Annotated in this window: 21 protein-coding genes; 7 read left to right on the top strand and 14 right to left on the bottom strand. The window is 60.4% G+C overall.

The window, feature by feature from the left end; translation table 11 throughout:
• Nucleotides 1-132: 132 nt before the first annotated feature.
• From ACYZTK_RS03010 to ACYZTK_RS02995, 4 genes are read right to left on the bottom strand one after another with little or no spacing between them, the layout of a single operon-like run.
• On the bottom strand, nucleotides 133-1185 hold the full coding sequence (locus ACYZTK_RS03010; protein ID WP_462013070.1) for an extracellular solute-binding protein: 1053 nt from the start codon (nucleotides 1183-1185) through the stop codon (nucleotides 133-135).
• A gap of 17 nt (nucleotides 1186-1202) precedes the next feature.
• On the bottom strand, nucleotides 1203-1991 hold the full coding sequence (locus tag ACYZTK_RS03005; RefSeq protein WP_462013069.1) for an ABC transporter permease: 789 nt from the start codon (nucleotides 1989-1991) through the stop codon (nucleotides 1203-1205).
• Entirely contained in the window at nucleotides 1988-2905 is a 918-nt protein-coding gene (locus ACYZTK_RS03000) for an ABC transporter permease (RefSeq protein ID WP_462013068.1), read from the bottom strand. Before ACYZTK_RS03000 ends, ACYZTK_RS03005 begins: the two co-directional genes overlap by 4 nt.
• 1 nt (nucleotide 2906) lies before the next feature.
• Nucleotides 2907-3992, bottom strand: coding sequence for an ABC transporter ATP-binding protein (locus tag ACYZTK_RS02995; RefSeq protein ID WP_462013067.1), 1086 nt, complete (start codon nucleotides 3990-3992; stop codon nucleotides 2907-2909).
• A gap of 140 nt (nucleotides 3993-4132) precedes the next feature.
• On the opposite strand from ACYZTK_RS02995, the gene ACYZTK_RS02990 reads away from it, so the two are divergent.
• From ACYZTK_RS02990 to ACYZTK_RS02980, 3 genes are all read left to right on the top strand, one after another.
• The gene (locus ACYZTK_RS02990) at nucleotides 4133-4822 is read left to right on the top strand and encodes a GntR family transcriptional regulator (RefSeq protein WP_462013066.1); all 690 of its coding nucleotides are present in this window, start codon (nucleotides 4133-4135) and stop codon (nucleotides 4820-4822) included.
• 215 nt (nucleotides 4823-5037) lie between these two features.
• Nucleotides 5038-7149, top strand: coding sequence for an ATP-binding protein (locus tag ACYZTK_RS02985; protein WP_462013065.1), 2112 nt, complete (start codon nucleotides 5038-5040; stop codon nucleotides 7147-7149).
• A 172-nt stretch (nucleotides 7150-7321) separates the two neighbouring features.
• Complete coding sequence (locus ACYZTK_RS02980; protein WP_462013064.1) at nucleotides 7322-9943, top strand: excinuclease ABC subunit UvrA; 2622 nt, start codon at nucleotides 7322-7324, stop codon at nucleotides 9941-9943.
• 154 nt (nucleotides 9944-10097) lie between these two features.
• On the opposite strand, the gene ACYZTK_RS02975 is transcribed toward ACYZTK_RS02980, so the two are convergent.
• From ACYZTK_RS02975 to ACYZTK_RS02950, 6 genes are read right to left on the bottom strand one after another with little or no spacing between them, the layout of a single operon-like run.
• The gene (locus tag ACYZTK_RS02975; protein WP_462013063.1) at nucleotides 10098-12041 is read right to left on the bottom strand and encodes a response regulator; all 1944 of its coding nucleotides are present in this window, start codon (nucleotides 12039-12041) and stop codon (nucleotides 10098-10100) included.
• Nucleotides 12031-12903 (bottom strand): sensor histidine kinase, encoded by an 873-nt coding sequence (locus tag ACYZTK_RS02970; protein ID WP_462013062.1) that lies wholly within the window; start codon nucleotides 12901-12903, stop codon nucleotides 12031-12033. Before ACYZTK_RS02970 ends, ACYZTK_RS02975 begins: the two co-directional genes overlap by 11 nt.
• Nucleotides 12896-13906, bottom strand: coding sequence for an ATP-binding protein (locus ACYZTK_RS02965; protein WP_462014842.1), 1011 nt, complete (start codon nucleotides 13904-13906; stop codon nucleotides 12896-12898). The genes ACYZTK_RS02970 and ACYZTK_RS02965 overlap by 8 nt, the downstream gene beginning before the upstream one ends.
• A complete protein-coding gene (locus tag ACYZTK_RS02960) occupies nucleotides 13903-14307 on the bottom strand; it encodes an anti-sigma regulatory factor (protein ID WP_462013061.1) in 405 nt (134 codons plus the stop codon). The genes ACYZTK_RS02965 and ACYZTK_RS02960 overlap by 4 nt, the downstream gene beginning before the upstream one ends.
• Nucleotides 14304-14666 carry an STAS domain-containing protein gene (locus tag ACYZTK_RS02955; protein WP_462013060.1) on the bottom strand — a complete coding sequence of 121 codons (363 nt, stop codon included), beginning with the start codon at nucleotides 14664-14666 and terminating at the stop codon, nucleotides 14304-14306. The genes ACYZTK_RS02960 and ACYZTK_RS02955 overlap by 4 nt, the downstream gene beginning before the upstream one ends.
• Before the next feature lie 4 nt (nucleotides 14667-14670).
• Nucleotides 14671-15522 (bottom strand): STAS domain-containing protein, encoded by an 852-nt coding sequence (locus tag ACYZTK_RS02950; RefSeq protein ID WP_462013059.1) that lies wholly within the window; start codon nucleotides 15520-15522, stop codon nucleotides 14671-14673.
• 215 nt (nucleotides 15523-15737) lie between these two features.
• On the opposite strand from ACYZTK_RS02950, the gene ACYZTK_RS02945 reads away from it, so the two are divergent.
• The 3 genes from ACYZTK_RS02945 to ACYZTK_RS02935 all read left to right on the top strand — a co-directional run bounded on the left by ACYZTK_RS02945 (nucleotide 15738) and on the right by ACYZTK_RS02935 (nucleotide 20148).
• Complete coding sequence (locus ACYZTK_RS02945; protein WP_462013058.1) at nucleotides 15738-15995, top strand: hypothetical protein; 258 nt, start codon at nucleotides 15738-15740, stop codon at nucleotides 15993-15995.
• A gap of 446 nt (nucleotides 15996-16441) precedes the next feature.
• Nucleotides 16442-18466: a T6SS effector phospholipase Tle3 domain-containing protein gene (locus tag ACYZTK_RS02940; protein WP_462013057.1), complete on the top strand. Its 2025-nt coding sequence runs from the start codon at nucleotides 16442-16444 to the stop codon at nucleotides 18464-18466.
• Complete coding sequence (locus ACYZTK_RS02935) at nucleotides 18463-20148, top strand: type VI lipase adapter Tla3 domain-containing protein (RefSeq protein ID WP_462013056.1); 1686 nt, start codon at nucleotides 18463-18465, stop codon at nucleotides 20146-20148. Before ACYZTK_RS02940 ends, ACYZTK_RS02935 begins: the two co-directional genes overlap by 4 nt.
• Nucleotides 20149-20236: 88 nt before the next feature.
• On the opposite strand, the gene ACYZTK_RS02930 is transcribed toward ACYZTK_RS02935, so the two are convergent.
• Nucleotides 20237-20758: a DUF4142 domain-containing protein gene (locus tag ACYZTK_RS02930; protein WP_462013055.1), complete on the bottom strand. Its 522-nt coding sequence runs from the start codon at nucleotides 20756-20758 to the stop codon at nucleotides 20237-20239.
• 207 nt (nucleotides 20759-20965) lie between these two features.
• On the opposite strand from ACYZTK_RS02930, the gene ACYZTK_RS02925 reads away from it, so the two are divergent.
• A complete protein-coding gene (locus tag ACYZTK_RS02925; RefSeq protein WP_462013054.1) occupies nucleotides 20966-21208 on the top strand; it encodes a YdcH family protein in 243 nt (80 codons plus the stop codon).
• 171 nt (nucleotides 21209-21379) lie between these two features.
• Here ACYZTK_RS02925 and ACYZTK_RS02920 read toward each other — a convergent pair whose 3' ends face one another.
• The 3 genes from ACYZTK_RS02920 to ACYZTK_RS02910 form a co-directional block, all read right to left on the bottom strand.
• Nucleotides 21380-22468: an SMP-30/gluconolactonase/LRE family protein gene (locus ACYZTK_RS02920; RefSeq protein WP_462013053.1), complete on the bottom strand. Its 1089-nt coding sequence runs from the start codon at nucleotides 22466-22468 to the stop codon at nucleotides 21380-21382.
• Nucleotides 22465-23610, bottom strand: coding sequence for a sterol desaturase/SRPBCC family protein (locus ACYZTK_RS02915; RefSeq protein ID WP_462013052.1), 1146 nt, complete (start codon nucleotides 23608-23610; stop codon nucleotides 22465-22467). The genes ACYZTK_RS02920 and ACYZTK_RS02915 overlap by 4 nt, the downstream gene beginning before the upstream one ends.
• Before the next feature lie 106 nt (nucleotides 23611-23716).
• Nucleotides 23717-24580 (bottom strand): LysR family transcriptional regulator, encoded by an 864-nt coding sequence (locus tag ACYZTK_RS02910; protein ID WP_462013051.1) that lies wholly within the window; start codon nucleotides 24578-24580, stop codon nucleotides 23717-23719.
• Between the last annotated feature and the right edge of the window lie 77 nt (nucleotides 24581-24657).

The raw sequence follows: 24657 nt of genomic DNA, 5'->3' as shown, positions 1-24657 counted from the left end.
CATACCTCAAAATTTGTGTTGTGTGGGAGGGCCTCTTCGCGAGCAGGCTCACTCCTACAGGGTTTGGTGTTGGGTGGCCCTGTAGGAGTGAGCCTGCTCGCGATGGCCGCGACTCGGTTCAGAGTCAGGCCATCAACCCTTGAGCTTCGCCCAGATCCGGTCCTGCAGCTCCCGCGCCTTGTTGCTGCACTCTTTCTCCGGGCGCAGGCGCGCGGCGAATTCGTCGGGCATGTTGATGGCGTCCATCACCTTCCACTTGGCCTCCAGCAACTGGTCGCTCTGGATCCCGTTGGCATACGCAATGGCATTCGACACCGCCGCGGCGTTTTCCGGTTTCATCATCCAGTCGATGAACAGCTTGGCGTTACCCGGGTGCGGGGCGCTTTTGGGCACGGCGAAATTGTCCTGGAACATCGCCAGGCCTTCGCGCGGGTACACATACTTGATGGTGTTTTTCTGCAGCGTGGCCCGGGCGGTCGAGCCGTTCCAGTTCTGCATCATGATCACTTCACCGGAGGCCATGCGGTCGACGGTGTTGTCCGAGCTGTACATCTTCAGGAACGGTTTCTGTTTCTGCAGCAGCTCGAGGATGCGCTTGGCGTCCTGGGGGTTTTCGCTGCATTCATCGACGTTCAGGTAATGGCTGGCAGCGTTGATCACGCTGCTCGAGGTGTCGAGGGCCGCGAGCTGGCCTTGCAGTTCCTTGCGCGGCTCGAAGAACTCTTTCCACGAGTCGTCCAGCTTGCCACCGGGCACCCGGGCGCTGTCATAAGAGAAGCCGGTGGTGCCCCACAGGTAGGGTGCGGAGAACTTGCGGCCAGGGTCGAACGTCGGATCGCGGAAAGCCGCTTTGACATACTGGAAGTTGGGCAGGGCGGCGGCGTCGATCTGCAGCAGCAGGTCCTGCTTGATCAGGGTCTGCATGATCGACTGCGAGGGCACGATCACATCGTACGCCGCACCGCCGGCCTGCAACTTGGCCAGCAGCGTCTCGTTGCTGTCGTAGCCATCCATGGTGACCTTGATGCCGGTCTCTTTCTCGAACTTGGCCAGCAGCTCGACCGGGTAGTAGTCGGTCCAGTTGTAGAAAAACAGCTCCTTGGGCTCGGCAGCTTGCGCGGTAAAAACCGTGAAGCAACTGAGGGCCAGACCGGCGACGCCGTAACGCAGAGTTTTCAATTTCATGGAAGAACGCTCCAGGCTCATTGGTTTTTGCCGCGCTGTCCCAGCCAGAAGGCCAGCACCACCAGCACGATGGAAATCAGCAGCATCAAGGTCGAGATCGCGTTGATCTCCGGCGTCACGCCGGCCTTGATAGCCGAGAAGATGTACACCGGCAGGGTCGTGGAACCGGGGCCGGCAACGAAGAAGGTCATGATGAAATCGTCCAGGCTGACCACGAACGCCAGCACTGAACCGGACAACACCGCCGGCCACAGCAGCGGCAGGGTGACCCGGCGAAACACCTGCCAGGGGTTGGCGTACAGGTCGTTGGCCGCCTCCAGCAGGCTCTTGTCCAGGTCATTGAGGCGGGCGCGGATCGGCAGGTAGGCGAAGGGAATGCAGAAACCGATGTGCGCGACGATCACCGTGAGCAGTCCGAGCTTGATGCCCAGGGCCATGAACAGCAGCAGGGTGGCGACGGCGGTAACGATCTCCGGCAGGATCAGCGGCAGGTTGATTCCGCCCTCGACCATCTTCTGCCCATAGAAAGGTCGATAGGTCGCCAGCGCCGCGAGCAGGGCAATCGCCGTAGCGCAGACCGTGGCGATACTGGCGACGATGATCGAGTTCAACGCGGCAGTCTGGATCGACGGGTTCGTCAGGATCCGCCCGTACCAGGCGAAGGAAAACTCGGTCCACACGGTCGCCGAGCGGTTGGCGTTGAAGCTGTAGGCGATCAACACCAGGATCGGCAGGTACAGGTACGCCAGGATCAGCAGGCTGACTTCGCGGGTCAGCGGCAGTTTTTTCAGGTGCAGGGCGATCATTGGGAGGCTCCCAGACGCAGGGTCTTGGCGGCATTGCGGCTGTAGAGGGCGTACAGCACCAGGGACAGCAGCAAAATCCCCAGCAGCAGGAACGACAGCGAGCTGCCCAGTGGCCAGTTGCGTGCGGTGCCGAATTGCTGCTGGATCAGGTTGCCGATCATCAGCGTCTTGCCGCCGCCAAGAATCGCCGGGGTAATGAACGCACCCAGGCTCGGAACGAACACCAGCAGCGCGCCGGCAATCACCCCCGGCATCGACAGCGGCAGGATGATTCGCTTCAGCGCGTGCCAGCGATTGGCGCCCAGGTCATAGGCGGCTTCTACCAGGCGCCAGTCGAGTTTCTCCAGGGTTGAGTAGATCGGCAGGATCATGAACGGCAGGAAGCTGTAGACCAGCCCGACGCTGACCGCGAAGTCGTTGTAAAGCAGGGTGATGCCACCCGCCTGGGGGAACAGCGCATTGAGGCTTTGTGCGACCCAGCCGTGTTCGCGCAGGATGATCAGCCACGCGTAGTTGCGGATCAGCAGGTTGGTCCAGAACGGAATGGTGATCAGCAGCACCATGAGGTTGCGTCGTCCCGGGGTCAGGCTCGACATCCACAACGCCACCGGAAAGCCGAACAGGAAACACAGCACCGTAGTGCCGCCCGCCTGGAACACCGAGCGCAACAGCGCCTGGGCGTAGACCCAGTTGGGCTCCAGTTCACCATCGAAGCCTTCCTGGAAAAACAGCTGCACGTAGCTTTGCAATTGCCAGTCGGCCTGCCAGTCGACGCCGCCGTAGACGTTGCGCGGCAACAGGCTGATGTAGCCCATGATGCCCAGTGGAATGGCGATCAGGGCCAGCAGGGTCAGAATTACCGGGCTCAGCAACAGCGCCCGGTTCAAGGCGGGGGAAGAACTGCTGACACTCATCTCAGGCCTCCATCAGCAGGCAGGCGTGGGGCGGCAGGTTGACCGCAACCCGATCGCCCACGGCCCGGCCACGGTTCAGGCCTTCGTTGTTCTCTCGCAACATGACCTGGATTTCGTTGTTCAAGCGGCACTGGTAGAGGGTCGCCGTGCCCACGTACAGGACGGCCTCGATCACGCCCCGCAGGTGGTGCGGTTGCGTGGGGTCGACCAGTTGTGAGCGCTCCGGGCGAAACGCCAGTTGCACCTTTGCACTGTCCAGGCCCTGGGGCAGGCAAGGAATTTCCACCGGCATGCCGTTCGGCACAAACAGGTTTTCGTTGTGCAGGCCGCGCTTGAGGTGACCGGGAAGGAAGTTGATGTCGCCGATGAATTGGGCGACAAACTGGTGCTGGGGGCGCTCGTAGATGTCGGTGGGTGTGCCAATCTGCAGGATCTTGCCGGCTGACATCACGGCAATGCGATCGGACAACGTCAGGGCTTCTTCCTGGTCGTGGGTCACGAAGATAAAGGTGATGCCGGCTTCCTTCTGCACTCGCTTGAGCTCGACCTGCATTTCCTTGCGCAACTTGAGGTCGAGGGCCGACAGCGGTTCGTCCAGCAACAGCACCTTGGGCTTGGGCGCCAACGCCCGGGCGAGGGCCACGCGCTGTTGTTGGCCGCCGGACAACTCGGCAGGCTGGCGCTGGGCCAGGTGCTGCATTTGCACCAGCGCGAGCATTTCTTCGACCCGCCGGGCGGTCTGTTGGCGATCAAGACCCTGCATCTCGAGACCGAAGGCGATATTCTGCGCGACACTCATGTGCGGAAACAGCGCGTAGCTCTGGAATACCGTATTGACCCGGCGTTTGAAGGGCGGCAAGTCATTGACCGGTTCACCCGCCAAACGGATCTCGCCAGCGCTGACGTGTTCGAAGCCGGCGATGGTGCGCAGCAGGGTGGTCTTGCCGCAGCCCGAGGGGCCGAGCAGGGTGAAGAATTCGTTGTCGGCGATGTCGACTGACACATTGTCGAGCGCGGGGGCCAGGCCCGGATCGTCAGAGTAGCGCTTGGAGACGTTACGCACTTCGACAGCTATTGGTTGACCCATAATGGTGCAATCCTCTAATTATTGTATGCAATATCTGGATGCAATCTACAAATAACCGGATTAATCTGCGGGTGCAACCCCCTTTTTCATTGGCTGTTCTCTGCCAGGGGTCGGTTGTCCGGCACTAAAGGAGTATTCAGATGACCGAAAAAAAACTCGAGACGACGGTGGACCGCGTCTACCAAGGGGTTTACGAGGCGATCAGCAAGCGTTCGTTGCGTCCGGGAATGAAGCTTGGCGAGGCGTCACTGGCCGAGCTTTTTAATGTCAGCCGCACGTCGGTGCGCGCTGCGTTGAAGCAGTTGGAGGCTGACGGCCTGGTCACTACCGAGCCCAATAAAGGTGCGTCGGTGTCCTTGCCCAGTGATGAAGAGATCCGTTCGTTGTTCGAAACCCGCCGGTTGATCGAGATCGGCATCGTCAGCGAACTGTGCCGTCGCCGCGATTCAGCGGTGGCCCAGGACCTGCGTGAGCATTTGCTGCTGGAAGATGAAGCGCACCGCAACGGCGACCATGAGCGGTTGATTCATCTGCTGGGCGAGTTCCATATCAAGTTGGCGCGCAGCCTGAACAACCCGGTACTGCTCGATTGGTTCCAGAAGCTGATTTCCCGCGCTTCGCTGTATGCCGCAGCACTGGATGACGACAGCCACGAGGCTTGCCGCGACGACGAACACCTGCGGTTGATTGAATACATCGAGGCCGGTAATCAAAGCGCGGCGATTGAATTGACCTGCATGCATTTGAATGGCATCGAAAAAGCCATCCTCGACGTCGCCGCCACGCTGAAAACTGGCTACCATCCGCTTAAGCATTTGATTGAGGTTTGATGCGGATGTGTATGTCCGCGTAGGAGCTGCCGAAGGCTCGGGCCGCGTTCGGACGATCTTTCGATCTTTTTGTTGGGCGCAAGATCAAAAGATCGCAGCCTCGTTTCACTCGACAGCTCCTACGCAGTACAAATGTGGAAGTCAGCGATGAAACCATTGGCGCCGCGCGAGCTCGAAACTAGCAGGTGTCATTTCAGGGACTAACGAGTCAGTCGATGCAGTTTCTAGACGCAAGCCACGGGTGTGCCGGCTGGGACAGTGAGATGGCCGGACGCATTCGTGCATTCGACTGGAGCCTGACTGAGCTTGGACCTCTTCAGGACTGGCCAAAAAGCCTGCGCAGCACCGTGCAATTGATGCTCGCCTCGCCGTTGCCGATGGTGATGCTCTGGGGCCGCGCCGGGTACATGATCTACAACGATGCCTATTCCGAATTCGCCGGCGGACGGCATCCCTATCTGTTGGGAGTGCCGGTCGAACTGGGCTGGCCAGAGGTCGCCGAGTTCAATCGGCACGTGGTGGATACCTGCCTGGGCGGCGGTACCTTGTCGTTCAGCAACAAAGAGCTGGTGCTGTTGCGCAACGGAACTCCGGAAGACGTCTGGCTCGACCTTTATTACAGCCCGGTTGCCGATGACGAAGGACGTCCCGGCGGTGTCATGGCAATGGTGGTCGAGACCACTGAACATGTCATTTCCGAGCGCCTGCGCCGCGAAGCCGAAGATGCCTATCGCGCCGACAATGAGCGGGTGCGTCTGGCGCTGAACGCCGGGGCGTTGCTTGGCTCGTTTGTCTGGGACCTCAAAGCCGATATTCTTTCCGGTGATGAGCGCTTTGCCCGGACATTTTCATACCCGACTGATCGTGATCTGGCCAACCTGCCCAGTGCACACGCTGAATCGCGGATTCATCCTGAAGACTCGTCCTGGGTCATCGAACAGGTGAGTCAGGCGCAGAAAACCGGCAAACCCTTCAACGCTGAATATCGCGTATTGCTGCCTGATGGCACCTACCGCTGGGTACTGGCGAGTGGTTGCTGCGAGTTCGATGAGCAGGGCGAGCCACTGCGCTTTCCCGGGGTATTGATCGACATTCATGAGCGCAAGATTGCCGAAGAATCGCTGCTGAAGTTCACCCGTAACCTGGAGCAGCGAGTTGCCGAAGAGGTAGGCGCGCGACTGCAGGCTGAAGAGCAGCTGCGTCAGTCGCAAAAGCTCGAAGCCATCGGCGGCCTTACCGGCGGCGTAGCGCACGACTTCAATAATCTGCTGCAGGTAATCGCCGGCAACCTGCATCTGCTGGCGCGGCACGAGCCGGATAATCCCAACGTGCAGCGCCGGGTCAAGGCCTCGATTGCGGCGGTTGAGCGGGGCGCCAAGCTGTCTTCGCAACTACTTGCATTTGCCCGTCGCCAGCCGTTGACGCCTTCGGTTCACAATCCCAGGCAGATCTTCGAGGGACTCGCTGAACTGCTGCAGCGCGCGTTGGGCGAAACCCTGCAGATCGATGTGCGGGTGCCGGATGAGTCGTGGAATATCAACGTTGACCGTAACCAGCTGGAAAACGCCATCCTCAACCTGGCGATCAACGCCCGGGACGCCATGCAGGGTGAAGGCATTGTGGTACTTAGCGCCGACAACGTTTTGCTGGACCGCCAGTTCTGTGGGGGCAAGGGCATTGTGGCCGGCGATTATGTGCGGGTGGCGGTGGTTGATACCGGGGTTGGCATGTCACCCCAGGTACTCGCGCAGGCGTTCGAACCGTTTTTCACCACCAAGGCTGATGGTCAGGGCACGGGACTGGGTCTGAGCATGGTGTTCGGTTTCGTCAAACAGAGTGGCGGGCATATCGAGATGTCCAGCGTCGAAGGCCAGGGCAGCCGAGTGCAGCTGTACTTTCCGCGCAGCCTGCGACCGCTGCTTGCCGAGTCTGCCGTGCATGATGTGCACTATCAGTGCGGCCACGAAACGGTGCTGGTGGTCGAGGATAACGAGGCGGTGCGCGCCGCTGCGGTTGAATTGCTGCATGAAGAAGGGTACGCAGTGCTCACGGCTGCCAACGGTGATATCGCCATGCAAATGCTGCTGGACGGCGTCAAAGTGGATCTGATTTTCACTGACGTGGTGATGCCGGGGCTGATCAAGAGTTCTGACCTGGCAGCCTGGGCCAAGGTGCAGCAACCGCCGGTGGCGGTGCTGTTCACCTCGGGTCATACCCGCGACATCATCTCGCGCAATCACCAGCTGAGCCCTGATACTCACTTGCTCAGCAAACCGTACGGGCCGGAGGCGCTGACGCGCATGGTGCGTAACGTGCTCAGTGGTTGAAATGACCTATCAGGTTTTGCACCGAACCACTGTAGGAGCTGCCGAAGGCTGCGATCTTTTGATCTTTAACCGGCGCGCCCGAGAAGATCAAAAGATCGCAGCCTTCGGCAGCTCCTACAGTTAGATCGTGTTCGATCGAGCATTTGTGTCTTCATACCAATCAAGGCGGCCTATGACTTCCAATCCAACCTCCGGCATGGTCAGGGTGCGTGGGGCCCGGGAACATAATCTCAAGAACGTCGATGTCGACATTCCCCGGGATGCCCTGGTGGTGTTCACCGGGGTGTCCGGTTCGGGCAAGTCCTCCCTGGCGTTTTCCACGCTGTACGCCGAAGCGCAACGGCGCTACTTCGAATCCGTGGCGCCGTATGCGCGGCGCCTGATCGATCAGGTAGGCGTGCCGGACGTCGACTCCATCGATGGCTTGCCGCCTGCCGTGGCCTTGCAGCAACAACGCGGCACGCCGAGCACGCGCTCGTCGGTGGGCAGTGTCACGACCTTGTCGAGCCTGATCCGCATGCTCTACTCCCGGGCCGGCAGTTATCCGCCCGGGCAACCAATGCTGTATGCCGAGGACTTTTCGCCGAACACTCCTCAGGGCGCCTGCCCGGAGTGCCACGGCCTGGGCCGGGTCTATGAAGTCACCGAGGCGCTGATGGTGCCGGACCCAAGCCTGACCATCCGCCAGCGTGCCGTCGCCTCCTGGCCCATGGCATGGCAGGGACAGAACCTGCGCGACATCCTGGTCACGCTTGGCTACGACGTCGACAAACCGTGGCGCGAGCTGCCGAAAAAGCAGCGTGACTGGATCCTCTTCACCGAGGAGACACCGACGGTTCCGGTGTACGCCGGGCTCACTCCTGAAGAAACCAGGGTCGCGCTCAAGCGCAAGATGGAGCCGAGTTACCAGGGCACGTTTACCGGCGCCCGGCGCTACATCCTGCACACCTTCACGCATTCTCAAAGCGCGCTGATGAAGAAGCGTGTCTCGCAGTTCATGCTTGGCAGCCCGTGCCCGGTGTGCGATGGCAAGCGGCTCAAGCGCGAGGCACTGTCGGTGACATTCGCCGGTTACGACATCGGCGAGCTGTCGCAAATGCCCTTGCTGCAATTTGCCGAGGTGTTGAAACCGGTGGCGGCCCACAGCTATCTGGAACAGGCCGAGGAGGCGAGCGACATCTTCACCCCCAATCAAACCAGAGAGGCGCGGGCGCAGCGGTTGGCTCACGGTGCCAGCGCTCACGCCAATGCCCCGGATGTGCGGCACACGCCCAACCTGTCGGTGGAAAAACGCCTGGCGGCGCAACGCATCGCCCAGGATTTGCTGGAGCGGGTCAGCACCCTCACCGATCTGGGCCTGGGCTATCTTGCACTGGAGCGCAGCACCCCGACCTTGTCATCCGGCGAGCTGCAGCGCCTGCGCCTGGCGACCCAGTTGGGCTCGCAATTGTTCGGCGTGATCTATGTGCTGGATGAGCCCTCGGCGGGCCTGCACCCGGCGGATGGCGAGGCGCTGTTCGAGGCTTTGCAACGGCTCAAAGCCTCGGGCAATAGCCTGTTTGTGGTCGAACACGACCTGGAGACCATGCGCCGCGCCGACTGGCTGATCGACGTTGGGCCGGCTGCCGGCGAGCATGGCGGGCGCATCCTGTATAGCGGACCGCCGGCCGGCCTGGCTGACGTCAAGGAATCGCAAACCCGCGACTACCTGTTCGCCGAGCAGGTGAGTCAGGTGCGAACCGCGCGCAAGCCGTCCGCCTGGCTGCGCCTGGAGGGCATCACCCGCAATAACCTGGATAACCTCAGTGTCGAGTTTCCGCTGGGCTGTTTCACCTCGGTGACTGGCGTGTCGGGTTCGGGCAAATCGAGCCTCGTCAGTCAGGCTTTGCTGGAACTGGTCGGCGCGCACCTGGGGCGTCCCGTGGCGGATAACGACACTGAAGAACCGAGCCTTGAGGACGATGCGCCGCAAGTCAGCGGTGGCCAGGTGACTGCGGGACTTGAGTCAATCAAGCGCCTGGTTCAGGTCGACCAGAAACCCATCGGCCGTACGCCCCGTTCCAATCTGGCGACCTATACCGGCCTGTTCGACAGCGTGCGCAAGCTGTACGCCGCTACCGACGAGGCGCGGGGGCAAGGCTACGACGCCGGGCAGTTCTCCTTCAACGTTGCCAAAGGCCGCTGCGCGACCTGTGAAGGCGAAGGTTTTGTCAGCGTCGAGTTGCTGTTCATGCCCAGCGTGTATGCGCCATGCCCGACTTGCCACGGTGCACGCTACAACCCCGAGACGCTGGCCGTCACCTGGCAAGGCTTGAACATCGCCCAGGTGTTGCAGTTGACGGTAGACGAGGCGGTGGCGGTGTTTGCCGAACAAGCGGGCATCCGCCGTTCGCTGGAGGTGTTGCGTGACATCGGCCTGGGGTATCTGCGCCTGGGTCAGCCGGCCACTGAGCTGTCGGGTGGGGAGGCGCAGCGCATCAAGCTGGCGACTGAGCTGCAACGCAACCAGCGCGGCGCGACTTTGTATGTGCTCGATGAACCGACTACCGGTTTGCATCCGCGGGATGTCGATCGGTTGATGGAACAGTTGAACACCCTGGTGGCGGCGGGGCATACGGTGATAGTGGTCGAGCATGAGATGCGCGTGGTGGCGCAGAGTGACTGGGTGATCGATATCGGGCCTGGGGCAGGGGGGCAGGGCGGGACGATTGTGGTGGCGGGGGCGCCGTTGAAGGTGGCTAAGAGCAGGAAGAGCAGGACGGCGCCTTTTTTGGCCAGAACACTCAACCTGTAGAGGCACAACCTGTGGGAGCAAGCCCTGTAAGAGCAAGGTCTGTGGGAGCAAGACCTGTGGGAGCAAGGCTTGCCCGCGATGAACGATGATGAGGTCTAGCAGTAGTACTGCGGCGCCCCTATCGCGGGCAAGCCTTGCTCCCACAGAGGGTCTATCAGACCCCATCAATCGTGCGTCTTACCTTGTCCAGCAGCTCATTGATCTGGAACGGCTTGACCAGCATCTCCATGCGCTCGCCGAGGAACACCTGGCGGTTGATCGCGTTTTCCGCGTAGCCGGTCATGAACAGGATCGGCAACTGCGGGCGCCAGCCGCGGGCCACGTCTGCCAGCTCGCGGCCGGTCATGCGGGGCAGGCCGACGTCGGTCAGCAGCAGTTCGATCGACGGGTCGTTCTGCAATCGCTCCAGTGCACTCTCGATGTCCCCGACCTGGGTGCAACGATAACCTGCGTCCATCAGTACCTCGGCGACAAACATGCGCACTGACGGCATGTCCTCGACGATCAAAATATGCTCGCCGTCGCCCTGCGCATCAGCGGTGAGCGGGGTCACTTCACTGGAAGTCGGGTCGGTAGTGGCCGGCAGCATGATGGTGACTTCGGTACCGCGCCGGGCCACGCTGCGGATGTGTGCGTCGCCGCCGGATTGCCGGGCAAAACCGTAGATGGTCGACAGCCCCAGCCCCGTTCCCTGACCCAGTGGCTTGGTGGTGAAAAACGGATCGAAAACCTTGTCGATCACGCTATGGTCGATACCCGTACCATCATCGCGCACGGCCAGGGCGACGTAGGCACCATCCGCCAGGTTCGGGTCGCCGTGGGAAAACGCGGCATACGTGCTGACCCAGATATTGCCGCCCTGGGGCAGCGCGTCGCGCGCGTTGATCACCAGGTTGAGTACGGCACTTTCGAGCTGCACCGGATCGACCAGGGCGATCGCCGCCTTGGAGGTCAGTTCGAGCTTCAGGGCGATGCGCTCGCCGATGGTACGCACCAGCAATTCTTCGAGCGATCGTACTTGGGCATTGATGTCGATCGGCCGGGTGTCCAGCGGTTGCTGGCGGGCGAACGCCAGCAGGCGGTGAGTCAGCGAGGCGGCACTCATGGCCGAACTCAAGGCCGCTTCGGTGTAGAACTGGACCTTGTCAGTACGCGATGCAGCCATGCGCTTCTGAATCAGTTCGAGGCTGGTGATGATGCCGGTCAGCAGGTTGTTGAAGTCATGGGCGATGCCGCCGGTGAGCTTGCCCAGGGCATCCATCTTCTGCACTTGCAGCAGCTGTGCTTCGGTGCGCGCACGCTGGGCGACTTCCTTGGCCAGCTGGGTGGTGGCGTCATCCAGCTGGGCCAGGTGCGAGCGCTCGCGGTGACGGTGCTCGGTGACGTCTTCGACGAACACCAGGCTAAGTTCGGGGGTGCGGTACGGCGACAGCTGCCACTCGGTCTCACGGACTTCACCGTGCACCCGCATGTTCAGCGTGCCTCTCCAGCGCTCGCCGTAGGCCAGGCGCAGACGCAGTTCGTCGATGACAGCGCCCTGGTCCGCGGCGAAACATTCGCGCAAGGCTTCCGGATCCCGATTGTCCTGCACCAGCTGGGCGAACGCATGGTTGCATTCGTGAACCTTGAGCTGGGCATCCAGTACCGCGATGGGCGCGGACACGTTGACGAAGATTTCCCGAAAGCGCGCCTCGCTTTCCCGCAGTGCGTTTTCCGTCTCACGCACCCGCAGCAGGGTGCGCAGGGTCGCCAGCAGCACATCCGGGTCGACCGGGTGAATCAGGTAGGCATCGGCGCCAGCGTCCAGGCCGGTGATGATGTCGCCGGTCTGGATCGACGCCGCCGACACGTGAATCACCGGCAGCAAGGCAGTGGCGGATTCGGAGCGCAGCTTGCGTACGATGTCGAACCCGCTCATGTCCGGCAAGTTGACGTCGAGGATCAGGGCGTCCAGCGCGACACTGTCGATCAGCTCGAGCCCCTCACCACCCGTGCCGGCCTCCAGCACTTCATAGCCGTGCAGTTCCAGGCGCCGGCGCAGGGCGTAGCGCGTGGCGGCGTTGTCATCGACGATCAGCAGGCGGATGTCACGTTTCATCAGCGGGCTCCATGGCGATGGCGAGCGGGATGATCACGAAAAAGGTCGAGCCCACGCCCGGTTTGCTTTCCAGTCCGACCTCGCCACCCAGCAGCTCCGCGAAGCGCTTGCACAGGGACAACCCGAGCCCGGTTCCGCGCAGACGCTTCTGCAGCGGCGAGTCGACCTGGGAAAAGTCCTCGAACAATGCACCATGTAGCTCTGGGGCGATACCTATACCGGTGTCGCTGACGGCAAAGCGCACCTGGTTATCGCCTTGCAGGCGTGCCGAAACCCGGACTTCGCCACGGGTGGTGAACTTCAGCGAGTTGGAAATGAAGTTGCGCAGGATCTGCGCGAGTTTCTTGTCGTCGGTGAACAGTTTGGGCAGGCCCACCGGTTCTTCAAAGATCAGATCCACGGCGCTGGCATCGACAATCGGGCGAAACATCCCGCGCAAGGCGGCGAACAGGTCGAACATGTCGAACCAGGCGGGAGAAATATTGATGCGCCCGGCTTCGATCTTCGCCAGGTCCAGCAGGTCGTCGACCATGTCGCTGAGCTCGCGGGCGGCATTGCTGACGAACGCGACCTGCTTGTGCTGCTCGGCGCTTAAGGGGCCGTCGAGTTCGTCGGTCAACAGGCCGGTGATGCTCAGGATCGAGCCCAGTGGCGTGCGGAACTCATGACTCATGTACGACAGGAAGCGGCTCTTGAGGTCCGACGCCTGGCGCAGTTGATCGGCCTGGGTATCCAGTTCGGCATATAACGCCAGGACGCCCTGGTTGGTTTCGTCCAGCTCATCGCGCAGGGCGTTGGCTTCAGCCTGCAACTGCGCAACCAGTGCCGCTTGCTCGTCGTGACTCATGGGTGTCTCAGCCATGATTGGCCTCCAGAGCAATCACTACTACCGTGACGTCATCGTTATTCCGGCAAAAATCGCGGTGCAAAATGGCGGCTATCACTGCGGGATGGCGGTGCACCAGGCCGGGGTAATCTTGCAGGTTCCAACGGGACTGCAGGCCGTCGCTGTACATGATCAATAGTTGTCCGTTCACTTGAGCATAGTCAAAGGGTTGCGCCTTTCGATATTGCCCGCCGACGATGCCGGGGTGGGACGCCAGGCCGCGGGATTTTCCGGGGGCAATCAGGCAGGCACCGATATTGCCGATGCCGACAAATTTCAACGCATCGGCACTGCCGTCGTATTGGGCGATTGCCAGGGCGCCGCCGCGCGTGCCGATCATTTCACGATGGATATCTTCCAGCAGCATCACCGGGGTGGTGAACGGTGCCAGCGCAAAAGTCTGTTCGCCGGCACGGGCCGCGCGCTCGGCGTCTTCGCCATGACCCAGGCCATCGATCACCAGGGCGCTGATACTCGCCCCGTCAAAGGCCAGGTGCCAGACATCGCCGCAGGCGGGGTCGTTGCGCAGGGAGTGCTGGCTGATGCCGAAGGGGCGATCGGCAGCTTTGTCGCCGCGTGGGTACAGGCGGGTCAGCAGCACGGCACCCCGGGAGTCGGCGTAGACGTCGAACACTTCGGCCTGGCGTGACATGGCCCCCAGGCCAATACCCTGGGTACCACCCGTGGAAAAACCGTCGGCCAGGCAGGCATGCAGGTCAAAGCCCTGGCCGCGGTCAACGGCGAGCATTTCGATCCCGGCACCGGCCTCGCGCGGCAATATCCTAAGGTGCAATTCGCCGCTGGCGGCGTGCTTGAGGATATTGCTGGAAAGCTCGGTGGCCACCAGCGCAACACGTCCGGCGTCAGTGGTGTCGAAGCCATTTTGCTCCGCCAGTTTCTGCGCAGTGCGACGGGCGTGACCGATCTGGCTGCTGTCTTCGATGGGTAATACTAGCGTCATCGAACCACTGATATTCATACCCATCGGGTGATCGTAATGCGGGTGCCCTGGCCGGGCGCCGTCTCCAGTTCGAACTCTTCGACCAGGCGCTTGGCACCGGTCAGGCCCAGGCCGAGGCCGCCACCGGAAGTCCAGCCGTCAGTCATCGCCAGCTTGATATCAGGTATGCCCGGGCCTTCGTCGCGGAACACCAGGCGCAGGCCGGTGCGGGCGTTTTCGTCGAGGATTTGCCAATCCATGTCGCCACCACCGCCATACACCATTGTGTTGCGCGCCAGCTCGCTGACCGCTGTCACCATCTTGGTCAGGTCGATCAGGCGCATGCCGCATTCAGTGGCCAGCTTGCGCGCCGTCTGGCGCGCCAGGACCACGTCCTGTTCGATCTGAATCGGTTGGCTGCCGCTGCTGCGCACATTCATTGCTCGAGTACTCGTTCCTGCAGCAGTTTCATCCCGCGTTCGACGTTCAGCGCAGTGCTGACCCCCGGCAGGGTCATGCCGAGTTCGACCAGGGTGATTGCCACGGCAGGCTGCATGCCGACCAGTACGGTTGTGGCATCCATGATCCGCGACAGGCCGGAGATGGTGCCGATCATGCGGCCGATAAACGAGTCGACCATGTCCAGCGCCGAGATGTCGATCAACACGCCCCGGGCCGAGGTCCGGCTGATGCGCTCGGACAGGTCGTCCTGGAGCGTCAGGGCCAACTGGTCATGCATGTCGACCTGAATGGTCACTAGCAGGAAGTCGCCCATCTGCAGAATAGGAATGCGTTCCATGGGCTCAACCCGCCTTGCTGACGGACAACCCCAGTCGGGTCAGGGCCAGCTTCAGTGCGTCGGCCAGGTTGGCCTTAGTGACCACGCCTTGCAAGTCCAGGCCCAGGTGCACGATGGTCTGGGCGATCTGCGGACGCACGCCGCTGATGATGCAATCGGCACCCATCAGGCGAATCGCGGTGACGGTCTTGAGCAGGTGCTGGGCCACCAGGGTATCGACGGTCGGCACGCCGGTGATGTCGATGATGGCGATTTCCGAGCCGGTATCGACGATGCGCTGCAACAGTGATTCCATCACCACCTGGGTGCGTTGCGAATCCAGGGTACCGATCATTGGCAGGGCGAGTACGCCATCCCACAGCTTGACCACCGGCGTCGACAGTTCCAGCAGTTCTTCCTGTTGGCGCTTGATCACCGCTTCACGGGATTTCTGGAAAGTACGGATGGTGTGCATGCCCAGGGCGTCGAGCAGCTCGGAGATTTCCCACAGCTGTTCGGCCAGCAGCGCCGGGTTGTCCTGGTAATGGTTTTGCAGCATCGCAAACATCGGGCCCTTGAGCGAGAAGATGAAGCTGGCGGTCTGATGCGAGTCCTGGCCGAGCAGGGCGCGGCTGTGGGAGAGTTTTTCGAGGAACAGGCGGATCTCGTCCCAGCCAGGCGCTGCGATGTTCTGGCCGTTGCCTTTTTCCAGGCCCGCGACGATCAGTTGCAGGAACTCCGCAGTCTGCTGCTTGAGGTCTTGCTCCTTGACGTTGCGCGTGGCGCCGGTGGATTCCAGGCGTTGGGTCCAGTCAGCCAACAGTTGATTCTGGTTGGTTTTCATCGCATCGAGTGTGCTGGTCTGCAGTGCCGCCATGTGCCTGAACTCCTTGAAAGTATTGGCCTATCGCGTGATTTCGGGATCGGCGCAAATCAATGACATTTGCCGTGAAAAATAGTTGTTATGTCGCGCAACTATTTATCATCTCACACAGCGTAGGTGATCATCGATGGAACGTTGCGCCAGGCGTGGATTCGAACCTACAAGGCCCGAGTGTTTGCGCCTGACATGTACTGATGAGCGAGGTACTTATGAACGACGATTCGAAGACGCAGCAGCAGGATCAAGCGGTGGACCGCAATGATCCGGCGATTGACCCGCAGACGCCCGGCGGCAGTTCGCCTGCACCGCAACCCACCGCCAAGCCGGAAAGTGCCGACCAGGCTGTCGACCAGAAGAACCAGCACACCGACAATGACAACGAATTCAGCCCGGGCTTCAAGCCGGATCCGGATCGTGCAGAACCTGGTGAAGATACTGATGGTGATATTGATACCGATGGCGGCTAGGCGCCTTGTAGCCACATAAAAAGGCCGCATCGATTAATGCGGCCTTTTTGTTGGCGCTGTCTCGTCCTGAGGAGACGGGAGTGATTCAGCTGTCAGACGATTCTGAAATTGCAGGGGTGACCATCGTCCCCATTTTCGGCTCGACCCAGTATTCACGCGGCTTCTGCCCTCCAAGCTGCAAAAAACCATACAGAGCCACCGCATCGCAACGATTGCGCCCGCCAATCCGTGCACGCTAACGTCCAGCCGCATTGCTTATTTGCGACCCGGGTCCGATGGCCCGACCAGTTTTGCAAATGCTTTTCGCCGCTCTGCAGGAGCTTTCGCCGGAGTAATTGTTAAATGGACCTGACAACGATAATTGCGCTGCGCAGTCGGCGCCTGATCAAGGCTGTAACCGCCAGAAAAGCGGCGATACGTGGCAGCGACTTGAAAGGTGGCGGTCAATGAGTAGCGAAGATTATTACTGCGTGGCGAAAGCCTCGTTCCGCCTTCTCCCCAACTGTAATACCGTGCGGTACGTGGAAGTGCCCGCCGACCTGCCGGGGGTGGTGATCTTCCTGCACGGCGTCAATGACCCCGGGGCGTCCTATGAATCGGTGGAGACCGGGTTGTGCCAGGGGGTTAACGAGCGCCTGGATCGACCGGATCTTATGGCGGGGCGGTATGGGGCTACTTATCGGGCAGCCAAAGATGCGCCGCGTGAAGAGTTGAGTAGTGATCAGGCCTCCATACTCGATGACCCTGATACCTACCTTTATCGTCGAGATACTACCGCCCCCAAGACCCGCAGCTTAATGATCCCTTTCTACTGGGGTTACCGAGCCGCACCGGAACACGTCAAGCGTGATGATGCCGGTGATCCGTTCAGGATGCACAACCAGTTTCAGGATATCCGGGGCAATCGCCTGGATCGCCACTTCGCCAAGGCCGGTGGTTTTTTTGCCAATGCCACCAACAACCTGGAAGACATGTATGGCGAGGGTTTCAAGGCCAACTGGAAAACCGCCACCGTCGAACACGCCAAACCGAACAACTACCTGCTCTTCGCCAATGCGCCGCTACGGCATTACTTTGTGTTGGCCGCTCACCGTCTGGCGATGCTGGTCAGTGAAATTCGCCGGGTATCCCCTGATGAAACCATCACCATCATGGGCCACAGCCAAGGCACCCTGATCGCGTTGTTGGCGCAGGCGCTGTTGGTGGACAAGGGCCAGCGCTGCGCCGACACCCTGATTCTCGTGGATTCGCCCTACAGCGTCCTGCCCAAGGTCACTCCCAAAGACCATGACACCCTCGCCACGCTGATCCGTATCGTCACAGCGGTGACGCAAACGCCCCATGCCCAGCCACCGTTATCCGCGCTCAGGAATAGCAAAACCTATGGTGGTCGCACCGGCGTGCGATGGTCACCGACTCAAGGCACCCGCACGGACAAAATCGGCAACCTCACGGTATTTCCCGAGCGCGACAATCGCGGCAAGGTGTACCTGTATTTTTGCCCGGACGACACCACCGTGGCCCTGGACGACGTGCAAGGCATTGGCACCTACGGGGTGCCCGATGCCACGCCTGACGGGCGACCGGCGATGATGGCGCTGCAATCGATGGGCTTTTATCAACGGCTGTGGACCAGGCGTCAGCGTGATGGGGACCCAGTGCAGGTGGGCAAGCCGCCACAACCGGAATTTATCCGCGCGCCGGGCGAGCACCGCTACCCGGGCGCGTCCCTGGTCACCGGGGTGGTCTCGCAAGCGCCGATAGCCGAGGGGCAGGAACGCCTGATCAATGCCGAGGCCCTGAACCCGCCACATGCACCGCAGATGTTCGGTGGCGAAGCGGTCAAAGGCAGCCCGACCACCGCAGGCCTGGACAAACCCGATGAGGTTGCCAAGAGCGTTGCTCTGGGCAAAGACGCCGCGACATTTTTGTGGATAAAAATGCCTGCCGAGTATGACGCTCCAAACACCACGCAGCAGGAGGCGTTAATCCGTTTTAACGGCTTATCCACCGACCCGGAGGACCATACTCGCGCCGTACGAAAAGGCGCCGCCCGCTCCAGTTTCAGTTCCTGTCACGAACGCGAGGAAACTCCGCGAGAAGCCCGGGCGCGCATGGAACATGATCAAGGGGCGTGGGGCGCCAACTCCTACCACTCGGCGATTTTGCGCAGCCCGGAAAACCAGCGTTGGGTGACAGCCATGGACATTGCTATTGGCCAGGCCCGCTGCCTGGATCATCCAGCCATGCGTGAGGTGTTGGTGGCGATTGCGGATTGGAAGATGGATGAAGTGCAATACAGCATAGTTACCAAACTGCCGGGTTGGTCTCGACTTAGCGCTGAGGCTCAGGCGCTAGTGGAGTCCAGTCACCTGTATTACCGGGATGGCAAATTCCCGTCCTCTGATTTGGTACCGCTGACGCCACCCTCTCTGCTTGCCGGCACCGCTAAAAAAGGAGTGGGCTTGTGAGCGACTCTCAACACCGAACCCGAACGTTACCAGGACTCAAGCCTTACCTCTGGATCGCTGGAATACTGCTGATCCTATGGTTCGGCTTCGTCTGGATGATCCATATCAAGGCAGAGGAGAACAACGTGGTAATTCGTGACATGACCCCGGCAATTCGCTGGGGTATCTCCGCCATTCTGGGCCCTTTACTGCTGATTTTCAGCATTCATTGGTGGGGCAAAGCCGTGGCCAGTGAAAAGGCTGAGTTTGCCGCTTACGAAGCCAAAGTTATGGAGCAAATCGCCGAGCAGCAAGCCACGCAAGCGCGGACTTATGCGTTGGAGATCCGGGGGGTAGGGCTTGGGATTTACCAGGACCACCAATCGGAAATCTGGCAATTCATCAAAAAGAAAAATGACAACTTTGCTTCGATTTACTCACGAGACCCCAAGGATTACACCGACTCACTGGACTCCCGAGAGATCAGCAGATTTATCAAAGTCCGTGTTGCGTTCAAACATTCGGCAGGCGAGTCAGTGGCGTACTGGCCAATCCCGGTGTTTGCCATCGCACCGCCCAAGCAACCCACAGATATGGGGGCTGCGAGCAATATCCTCAGCGGTCGCAATGCCGCCACGCTCGGGGTCACGCTCTTTTTGTGGCAGGACGCGGAGAATGCAACTCATGCTCAGGGCATAATCGAGCGGTTGTTCCAGTTTTTTGATGACAACCCCCAAGTACCCCAAGCCTTGATCGTGAGCGAGGACGGCGATGTCACTCGTAACGGTTTGCGCGTGGCTGGCACCCCTGGTTTGCAGAACGGCCATGTCGTCCCTACGGTGTACGAAAGCATGACCGGGCTGCTGGTGACTCGCTCGGATCGGGTGGATCGGTTTATTCGTCCATATGTCACCCATGAGCCTGAGGACAATCAGAATAAAAAAACTGACTTGGGCAAGCTTTGGGCGTTTTACTGGAAGCATTCCCATGAATTTCGAGATGTGTACGAAGAGGCGGAGCGTGGCAAGGGGTGTGTTAAACCCTATGCCCCCGGCACCATGTCCACCGCCTACTGGCAATCGCAACTCCCCTCGCTCTGGCAAACGCTGTCTTACCAAGGAACAGGCTACTTCGAACCCTCCCCATGGCTGCCCATTCGCTGGACCCAGCACCAGCTCAAAGAGTTCGACGCCGCGCCGGTGCTCGGATACTTGCACCGGCCGATCAAGGTCTCGATGCAGGATGAGCACGGCAAGCGGCTTAAACCGGCGTTGCAGGCCAAAGCCTTGCAGGCAGGCTGGTTACAGGCCCTGCAGACGTTGCCCAAAGGGCAGCAGCTGGTACGAGTGTTCTACGACTCCACTGATAACCGGGACGCAGAAATTGCCCTGACCATTGCCTTGCACGGCCTGAATACCGACGGCCATGGGATAGAGTTGGGCAATGTCGATGAGGGGTATGACATCGGGCGGCGTCTGGGCAATACCGGTGTCAGTGGGGCGCTGGTCGAAATCAACCTGGCGACCATTGCCAGCTACCTGGATGGCGGCGCCAGCGCGGTGGTCTACGCCGGTCAGGACGGCAGCTTGACGGTACAAATGATTCACCCACCGGACGAGGCGCGCAAAGCGAAGAACCGCGAGAACCGTGGTGCCGACCCCTTCAAGTTCGGTTCACCTAACGGCGGCGCTCCCAGAACATGAGCCATCCCGAAACGCAAAACGCCCGATGCGGTGCATCGGGCGTTGGCTGAAAACAGGCGTAAACCTATTTCAGGAGTAGACAAGCGACTTACTTGTCTGGATGCGCAGCCTGCAGTTTTTTCGCTTCAGCCAAATGTTTTTCCAGGGCCGGCAGCATTTTCTGGGCGAACGCTTTGAAGTCGGTTGCACCCTTGACCTTGTCATCCGTCACGGTGTTGGCTTCTTTCTTGAACAGCTCGATGGTTTCTTCGTGAGCCTTCACCTGGTTGTTGGCGTAGGCCGTGTCGAAGGATTCATCACGCATGTCGAGGATCTTTTCCTTGGCCTGCTTCACCAGGGTCGTGGTGTCGGGGACTTCGAAGTCATTCTTCTTCGCCAGCGCCGCGAGTTCATCGTTGGCCTTGGAATGATCGGTGATCATCATGTTGGCGAATGCCTTGATATCCGCCGATGAGCTTTTCTCCAGCGCGAGTCGACTGGTTTCGATTTCTGCAATCCCGCCAGCAGCGGCATTGTCGACAAAATCGTTGGAAGTGGCGGCAAACGCGGTGCCCATGCTACTGCTCAAGGCTACGGCCAGGGCCAGGTTACGCAGGGTGAATCCGTCCATTGATCATTCTCCACACAGGTTTTATTAGCGATCCGCTGATCGTTAATAAATGGAGGTCAGTGCATGGGCAAAGGTTTTATCGCGTTTGCGCCAGCACGACGAACGGACACCTGTGGTCTCGACAGAACCGGCCAACCGAGGCCATTCTGGTAGTTGGTGAACGCAATTGATCGCGTTTACTGCCGATCAACGAAACGGAGGTGTTCCATGCCGGTGACCCACGATCTGTATCAGGACCTGAAACTGTCAAAGGAAGAGATCCAGCAAAAACGCACCAAAGATCCATTACTGGATTCACTGATCAACAAGTATTCCCAAGCCGATGCCGAGGTGGTCAAGGCAGAATCTGCACAATCGGACGCGCCCAGCGATGACGCGTTGAAGAAGCTCAAGGAGAAGCGCTTGCAGGTCAAGGACAAGATCGTCCAGCAACTCCAGGCGCCGACCTGACAGCCCGGTCTGCCAAGTATTAATGATTTCAATATCCACCTGTGGGAGCAAAGCTTGCTCGCGATGACTGTCTGTCTGACACCTCGATGTCGCATGTACGGCCTTTATCGCGAGCAAGTTTTGCTCCCACAGGTTTGCTCAATATTTATGGCTTGATTATGGGGCATATGATTATTGCAGTGCCTTCGCCAGAGACAGCCTAACCATGTGATCCGCCTTCAACGATCCGAAATACAACCACTCCCCGTACTCGCGCACGGTGGTAATTGGCGAGTAATTACCGCTGCTACCATCCTGCAGATTGGCGATCACCTTGCCGTCCAGATCCAGCCCAAGGGCAAACGCGCGTTTCTCTACCGGTTTGGGCAGTACTTGCATGGCCCGGGCAATCACCTTGCGCACATACGGATGCGGCGCGGTGGCGTCCAGCAGAGCATTGCGCGGAGCGTAGATCGCTACCCAGAAACGATTCTCGCCATTAAATGACAAGTTGTCGGGCAGGCCCGGCAGGTTGTCGATGAAAACGTCATGAGTACCGGCTTTCGGCCCGCTGAGCCAGTACCGGCTGATGCGATAGGCGCCTGTTTCGTTGACCAGCACAAAGCTGTCGTCCGGGCCCAGGGTCACGCCATTGGCAAACTCCAGCTTGTCCAGCAGCACGGCAGTCTTGCCAGTCTGGAAGTCATAACGCAGCAAGCGCCCGTCGCCGCCATGCTCGATGATCGCATCGCCGTCGTGGCCATAACCAAAGCGGCTGGAAGCGTCGCTGAAATAGGCGTAGTGGCCGGACTTGTCGATGGCGACGTCGTCAGTGAAGCCGAAGGGCACACCGTTGGCCTCTGTGGCCAATGGAATCAGACGGCCTTGGGCGTCCAGGGACAACAGGCCCTTGACCCCGTCGGCGATCACCAGCAAGCCATTTGGGTGACGTGCCAGGCCCAGGGGCCGGCCACCAGTGTCGGCCAACACTTTGGTGGTCTTGCCATCGAGGCTGGTGCGAATCAGCCGACCGTCGTGCAGGCCGGTGATCAAGTTATTGTCTTCGAGCAGCAAGGCCTCCGGGCCTTCGACACTGGAAACTCCCACCGTCTCCACGTCTTTGAGGCGTTGATTGTCGGCATAGATGCCAGCGGTGAGCGAAGGAGCCGGCGGCGGGTTCCAGGCCACTGGTTGCACCTTGGTCGGCATCAACAACAGATACGCGGCAATGGCCACAATCACCAGCAACACGGCATGACGAAACTTGAAGGATCGACTCACGCGTTGGCTCCTGCCGGGGCCAGGTGTTTGTGCGCCATGTCACGCAGCGCCTGCAGCGAGTGCGCAGACTCGCGATCGATGCGGCGCTTGAGCAGCAGCCGGTTGGCCAGGCGCATCCCCAGGCCCTGGAACTGGTATTCCAGGGTGCGGATAAACCGGGTGCCGTCGCCCTCGGCGGCGCACTCGTAGGTCACCACCAGCGACAGGCCCTTGCCGTCCTGAGCCCGGGCGCTCCAGCGACGTCCCGGCAGGTATTCCTCGACCATCCAGCTCAGGTGACCCTCACGCCCGCCGGCGCGGATGTCTTCTTCGAAGCGTGATCCCGCATGCAACGGGCCAGCCTGGCCTTCGACTTTCAGCGACGAAGGATGCCATTCCGGCCAGCGGGTCACGGTACTGGCGTAGGCGAGCACTTCAATTGGATTGCCGACAATGTCGACTTGATGCTGCATGCGGGTCATGGGCCTACTCGTCTGGGGCGGGGTGAGAAGTTCCGGTTCCCAGTAGAGGGTGCCGAACAGGTAATCCATCAGGGGGAAAACGATGTTGAAGTTGCGTTCCTGCATCAGTTCGCGGCGGTGATGCAGTTCGTGCAGGCGGCGCATCTGGCGTATCCATGGCAGGCGGGTCAACCCGTTGCTCGGTGGCAGATGTTCGCAGGCATGAAACACCTCATAGGCCAGGTAGCCCAGCACCAGGCAGCCGCCGAACAAACCGGCAACGTTGGCATTGACCAGGGACAGCAGCCACCAGAGGGGCAGGGTGATGACCAACGTGTGCAACACGATCAGCCACGCCGGGAACAGGATGACGCGCCAGTCCCGGGCGCTGTCGTAGGCCATATGGCCGGGGGTAAAAAAACTGTGATGATCGCCGGCATGGCGCGCGTAGAACATCCGCGCGAAGTCTTTCTTGTGGTGCCCAAGGTGGCGATGCACCAGGTAGACCCCGGCATTGAACAGCAACAGGGTCAAGGGTACGGCCAGCCATTCGAGCGGCTGCAGCTGCTGTACGGTGCTCCAGAATCCGCCTATGGCCAGCAGCCCGAACCCCAGCACAAATCCCCCGTGCAGCCAGGGGTTGTAGCGTGGATGGACGGCGGCGCGGTAGCGGCTGCGGAATGTATCGGTGGTCTGCCTCAATGCAATCACCCGGGATAATGGTTATCACCAGCAGATTAGCCGATTGGCGGATTTCGGCTGGGAGAACCATGACGGCACAAACGCCATCATCCGGTGCACAGCGCAGTCAGGTCAGCGGATCCCAGCGTTGCGACCAGTCACTGTCGCTCCTGATGATCTCGCGCAGGAGGTTGAACGCCTGTTGCAAGGTGGCCGAATCACGGTCGCGAGAATAGACCAGATAGGTTGGGTAGTTGAACTCCGGGGCCTTCGGTACTTTTTCCATGACGCCACTTTCCAGGTAACTCTGGACCACCCGGGTGCGGAAATAACCGCTGCCACCCTGTTCGAGGATGAACTGCAGCGCAAGCGGGCCGAGGTTGAAGCTCATGGCGGCCCTGGCGTTCTCCGGCAGCGCCGCATCATGCTGACGGCGGAAGTCCGGGCCCCAGTCGATGTAGACGTAAGGGTCGGGTTTGGCCACCAGGCGTACCAGCACCAGTTTTTCTTCCAGCACTTGCTCGACTTGCAGGCGCGGCCAGTACTCGGGTTGAAAGACCAGCGCCGCGTCCAGCAGCCCAAGCTCCAGCTGGCGCAATAAATGTTCGCCATCACGGACTTCCATGCGCAGGGCATGGCTGGGAATCTTCTCTCGCAGTTTGCCGGCCCAGCTGAGCATCAGCGGGTTGCACAGGCTGACCTCGCCGCCGATGTGCAGGACATTGCGATAACCCTCCGGCAGGGGCAGGTCCCGGCGCGCCGCTTCCCAGGTTTGTACCAGCTGGTTGGCGTACACCACAAAGGCCTCGCCGTTGGGCGTCAGGCGGGCTCCGGCACGATTGCGCACAAACAGTGTACTGCCCAGCTGGCTCTCGAGTTTCTGCACCCGTGCGGTGATTGCGGTCTGGGTCACGTGAAGCTTCTCGGCCGCAGCGGCGAGGCTGCCGTGACGGACGATTTCGAGGAAGGTGCGGGCGAGATCGATGTCCATGGGGTGGCCGGTGCGGGAAGTGCGAGCATTGTAAACACATATCCCTGCGCCGACCCTTATAGCAGCTGGCGAAGCCT

This window comes from Pseudomonas sp. LB3P31 (genome assembly GCF_054897945.1).
The sequence above is the reverse complement of the archived record's forward strand: the minus strand, read 5'-3'. Positions and strand labels throughout refer to the sequence as shown.

Bases quoted from the DNA above. Each gene is read 5' to 3' on its own strand.
- ACYZTK_RS02960 (WP_462013061.1), bottom strand. From the start codon at position 14,307: ATGAATGTGCGCAGCAGCGGCAGCCAACCGATTCAGATCGAACAGGAC.
- ACYZTK_RS02950 (WP_462013059.1), bottom strand. From the start codon at position 15,522: ATGGCGGCACTGCAGACCAGCACACTCGATGCGATGAAAACCAACCAG.
- ACYZTK_RS03005 (WP_462013069.1), bottom strand. From the start codon at position 1,991: ATGATCGCCCTGCACCTGAAAAAACTGCCGCTGACCCGCGAAGTCAGC.
- ACYZTK_RS03010 (WP_462013070.1), bottom strand. From the start codon at position 1,185: ATGAAATTGAAAACTCTGCGTTACGGCGTCGCCGGTCTGGCCCTCAGT.
- ACYZTK_RS02925 (WP_462013054.1), top strand. From the start codon at position 20,966: ATGCCGGTGACCCACGATCTGTATCAGGACCTGAAACTGTCAAAGGAA.
- ACYZTK_RS02930 (WP_462013055.1), bottom strand. From the start codon at position 20,758: ATGGACGGATTCACCCTGCGTAACCTGGCCCTGGCCGTAGCCTTGAGC.
- ACYZTK_RS03000 (WP_462013068.1), bottom strand. From the start codon at position 2,905: ATGAGTGTCAGCAGTTCTTCCCCCGCCTTGAACCGGGCGCTGTTGCTG.
- ACYZTK_RS02995 (WP_462013067.1), bottom strand. From the start codon at position 3,992: ATGGGTCAACCAATAGCTGTCGAAGTGCGTAACGTCTCCAAGCGCTAC.
- ACYZTK_RS02955 (WP_462013060.1), bottom strand. From the start codon at position 14,666: ATGGAACGCATTCCTATTCTGCAGATGGGCGACTTCCTGCTAGTGACC.
- ACYZTK_RS02985 (WP_462013065.1), top strand. From the start codon at position 5,038: ATGCAGTTTCTAGACGCAAGCCACGGGTGTGCCGGCTGGGACAGTGAG.
- ACYZTK_RS02975 (WP_462013063.1), bottom strand. From the start codon at position 12,041: ATGAAACGTGACATCCGCCTGCTGATCGTCGATGACAACGCCGCCACG.
- ACYZTK_RS02940 (WP_462013057.1), top strand. From the start codon at position 16,442: ATGAGTAGCGAAGATTATTACTGCGTGGCGAAAGCCTCGTTCCGCCTT.
- ACYZTK_RS02970 (WP_462013062.1), bottom strand. From the start codon at position 12,903: ATGGCTGAGACACCCATGAGTCACGACGAGCAAGCGGCACTGGTTGCG.
- ACYZTK_RS02980 (WP_462013064.1), top strand. From the start codon at position 7,322: ATGACTTCCAATCCAACCTCCGGCATGGTCAGGGTGCGTGGGGCCCGG.
- ACYZTK_RS02965 (WP_462014842.1), bottom strand. From the start codon at position 13,906: ATGAATATCAGTGGTTCGATGACGCTAGTATTACCCATCGAAGACAGC.
- ACYZTK_RS02990 (WP_462013066.1), top strand. From the start codon at position 4,133: ATGACCGAAAAAAAACTCGAGACGACGGTGGACCGCGTCTACCAAGGG.
- ACYZTK_RS02910 (WP_462013051.1), bottom strand. From the start codon at position 24,580: ATGGACATCGATCTCGCCCGCACCTTCCTCGAAATCGTCCGTCACGGC.
- ACYZTK_RS02945 (WP_462013058.1), top strand. From the start codon at position 15,738: ATGAACGACGATTCGAAGACGCAGCAGCAGGATCAAGCGGTGGACCGC.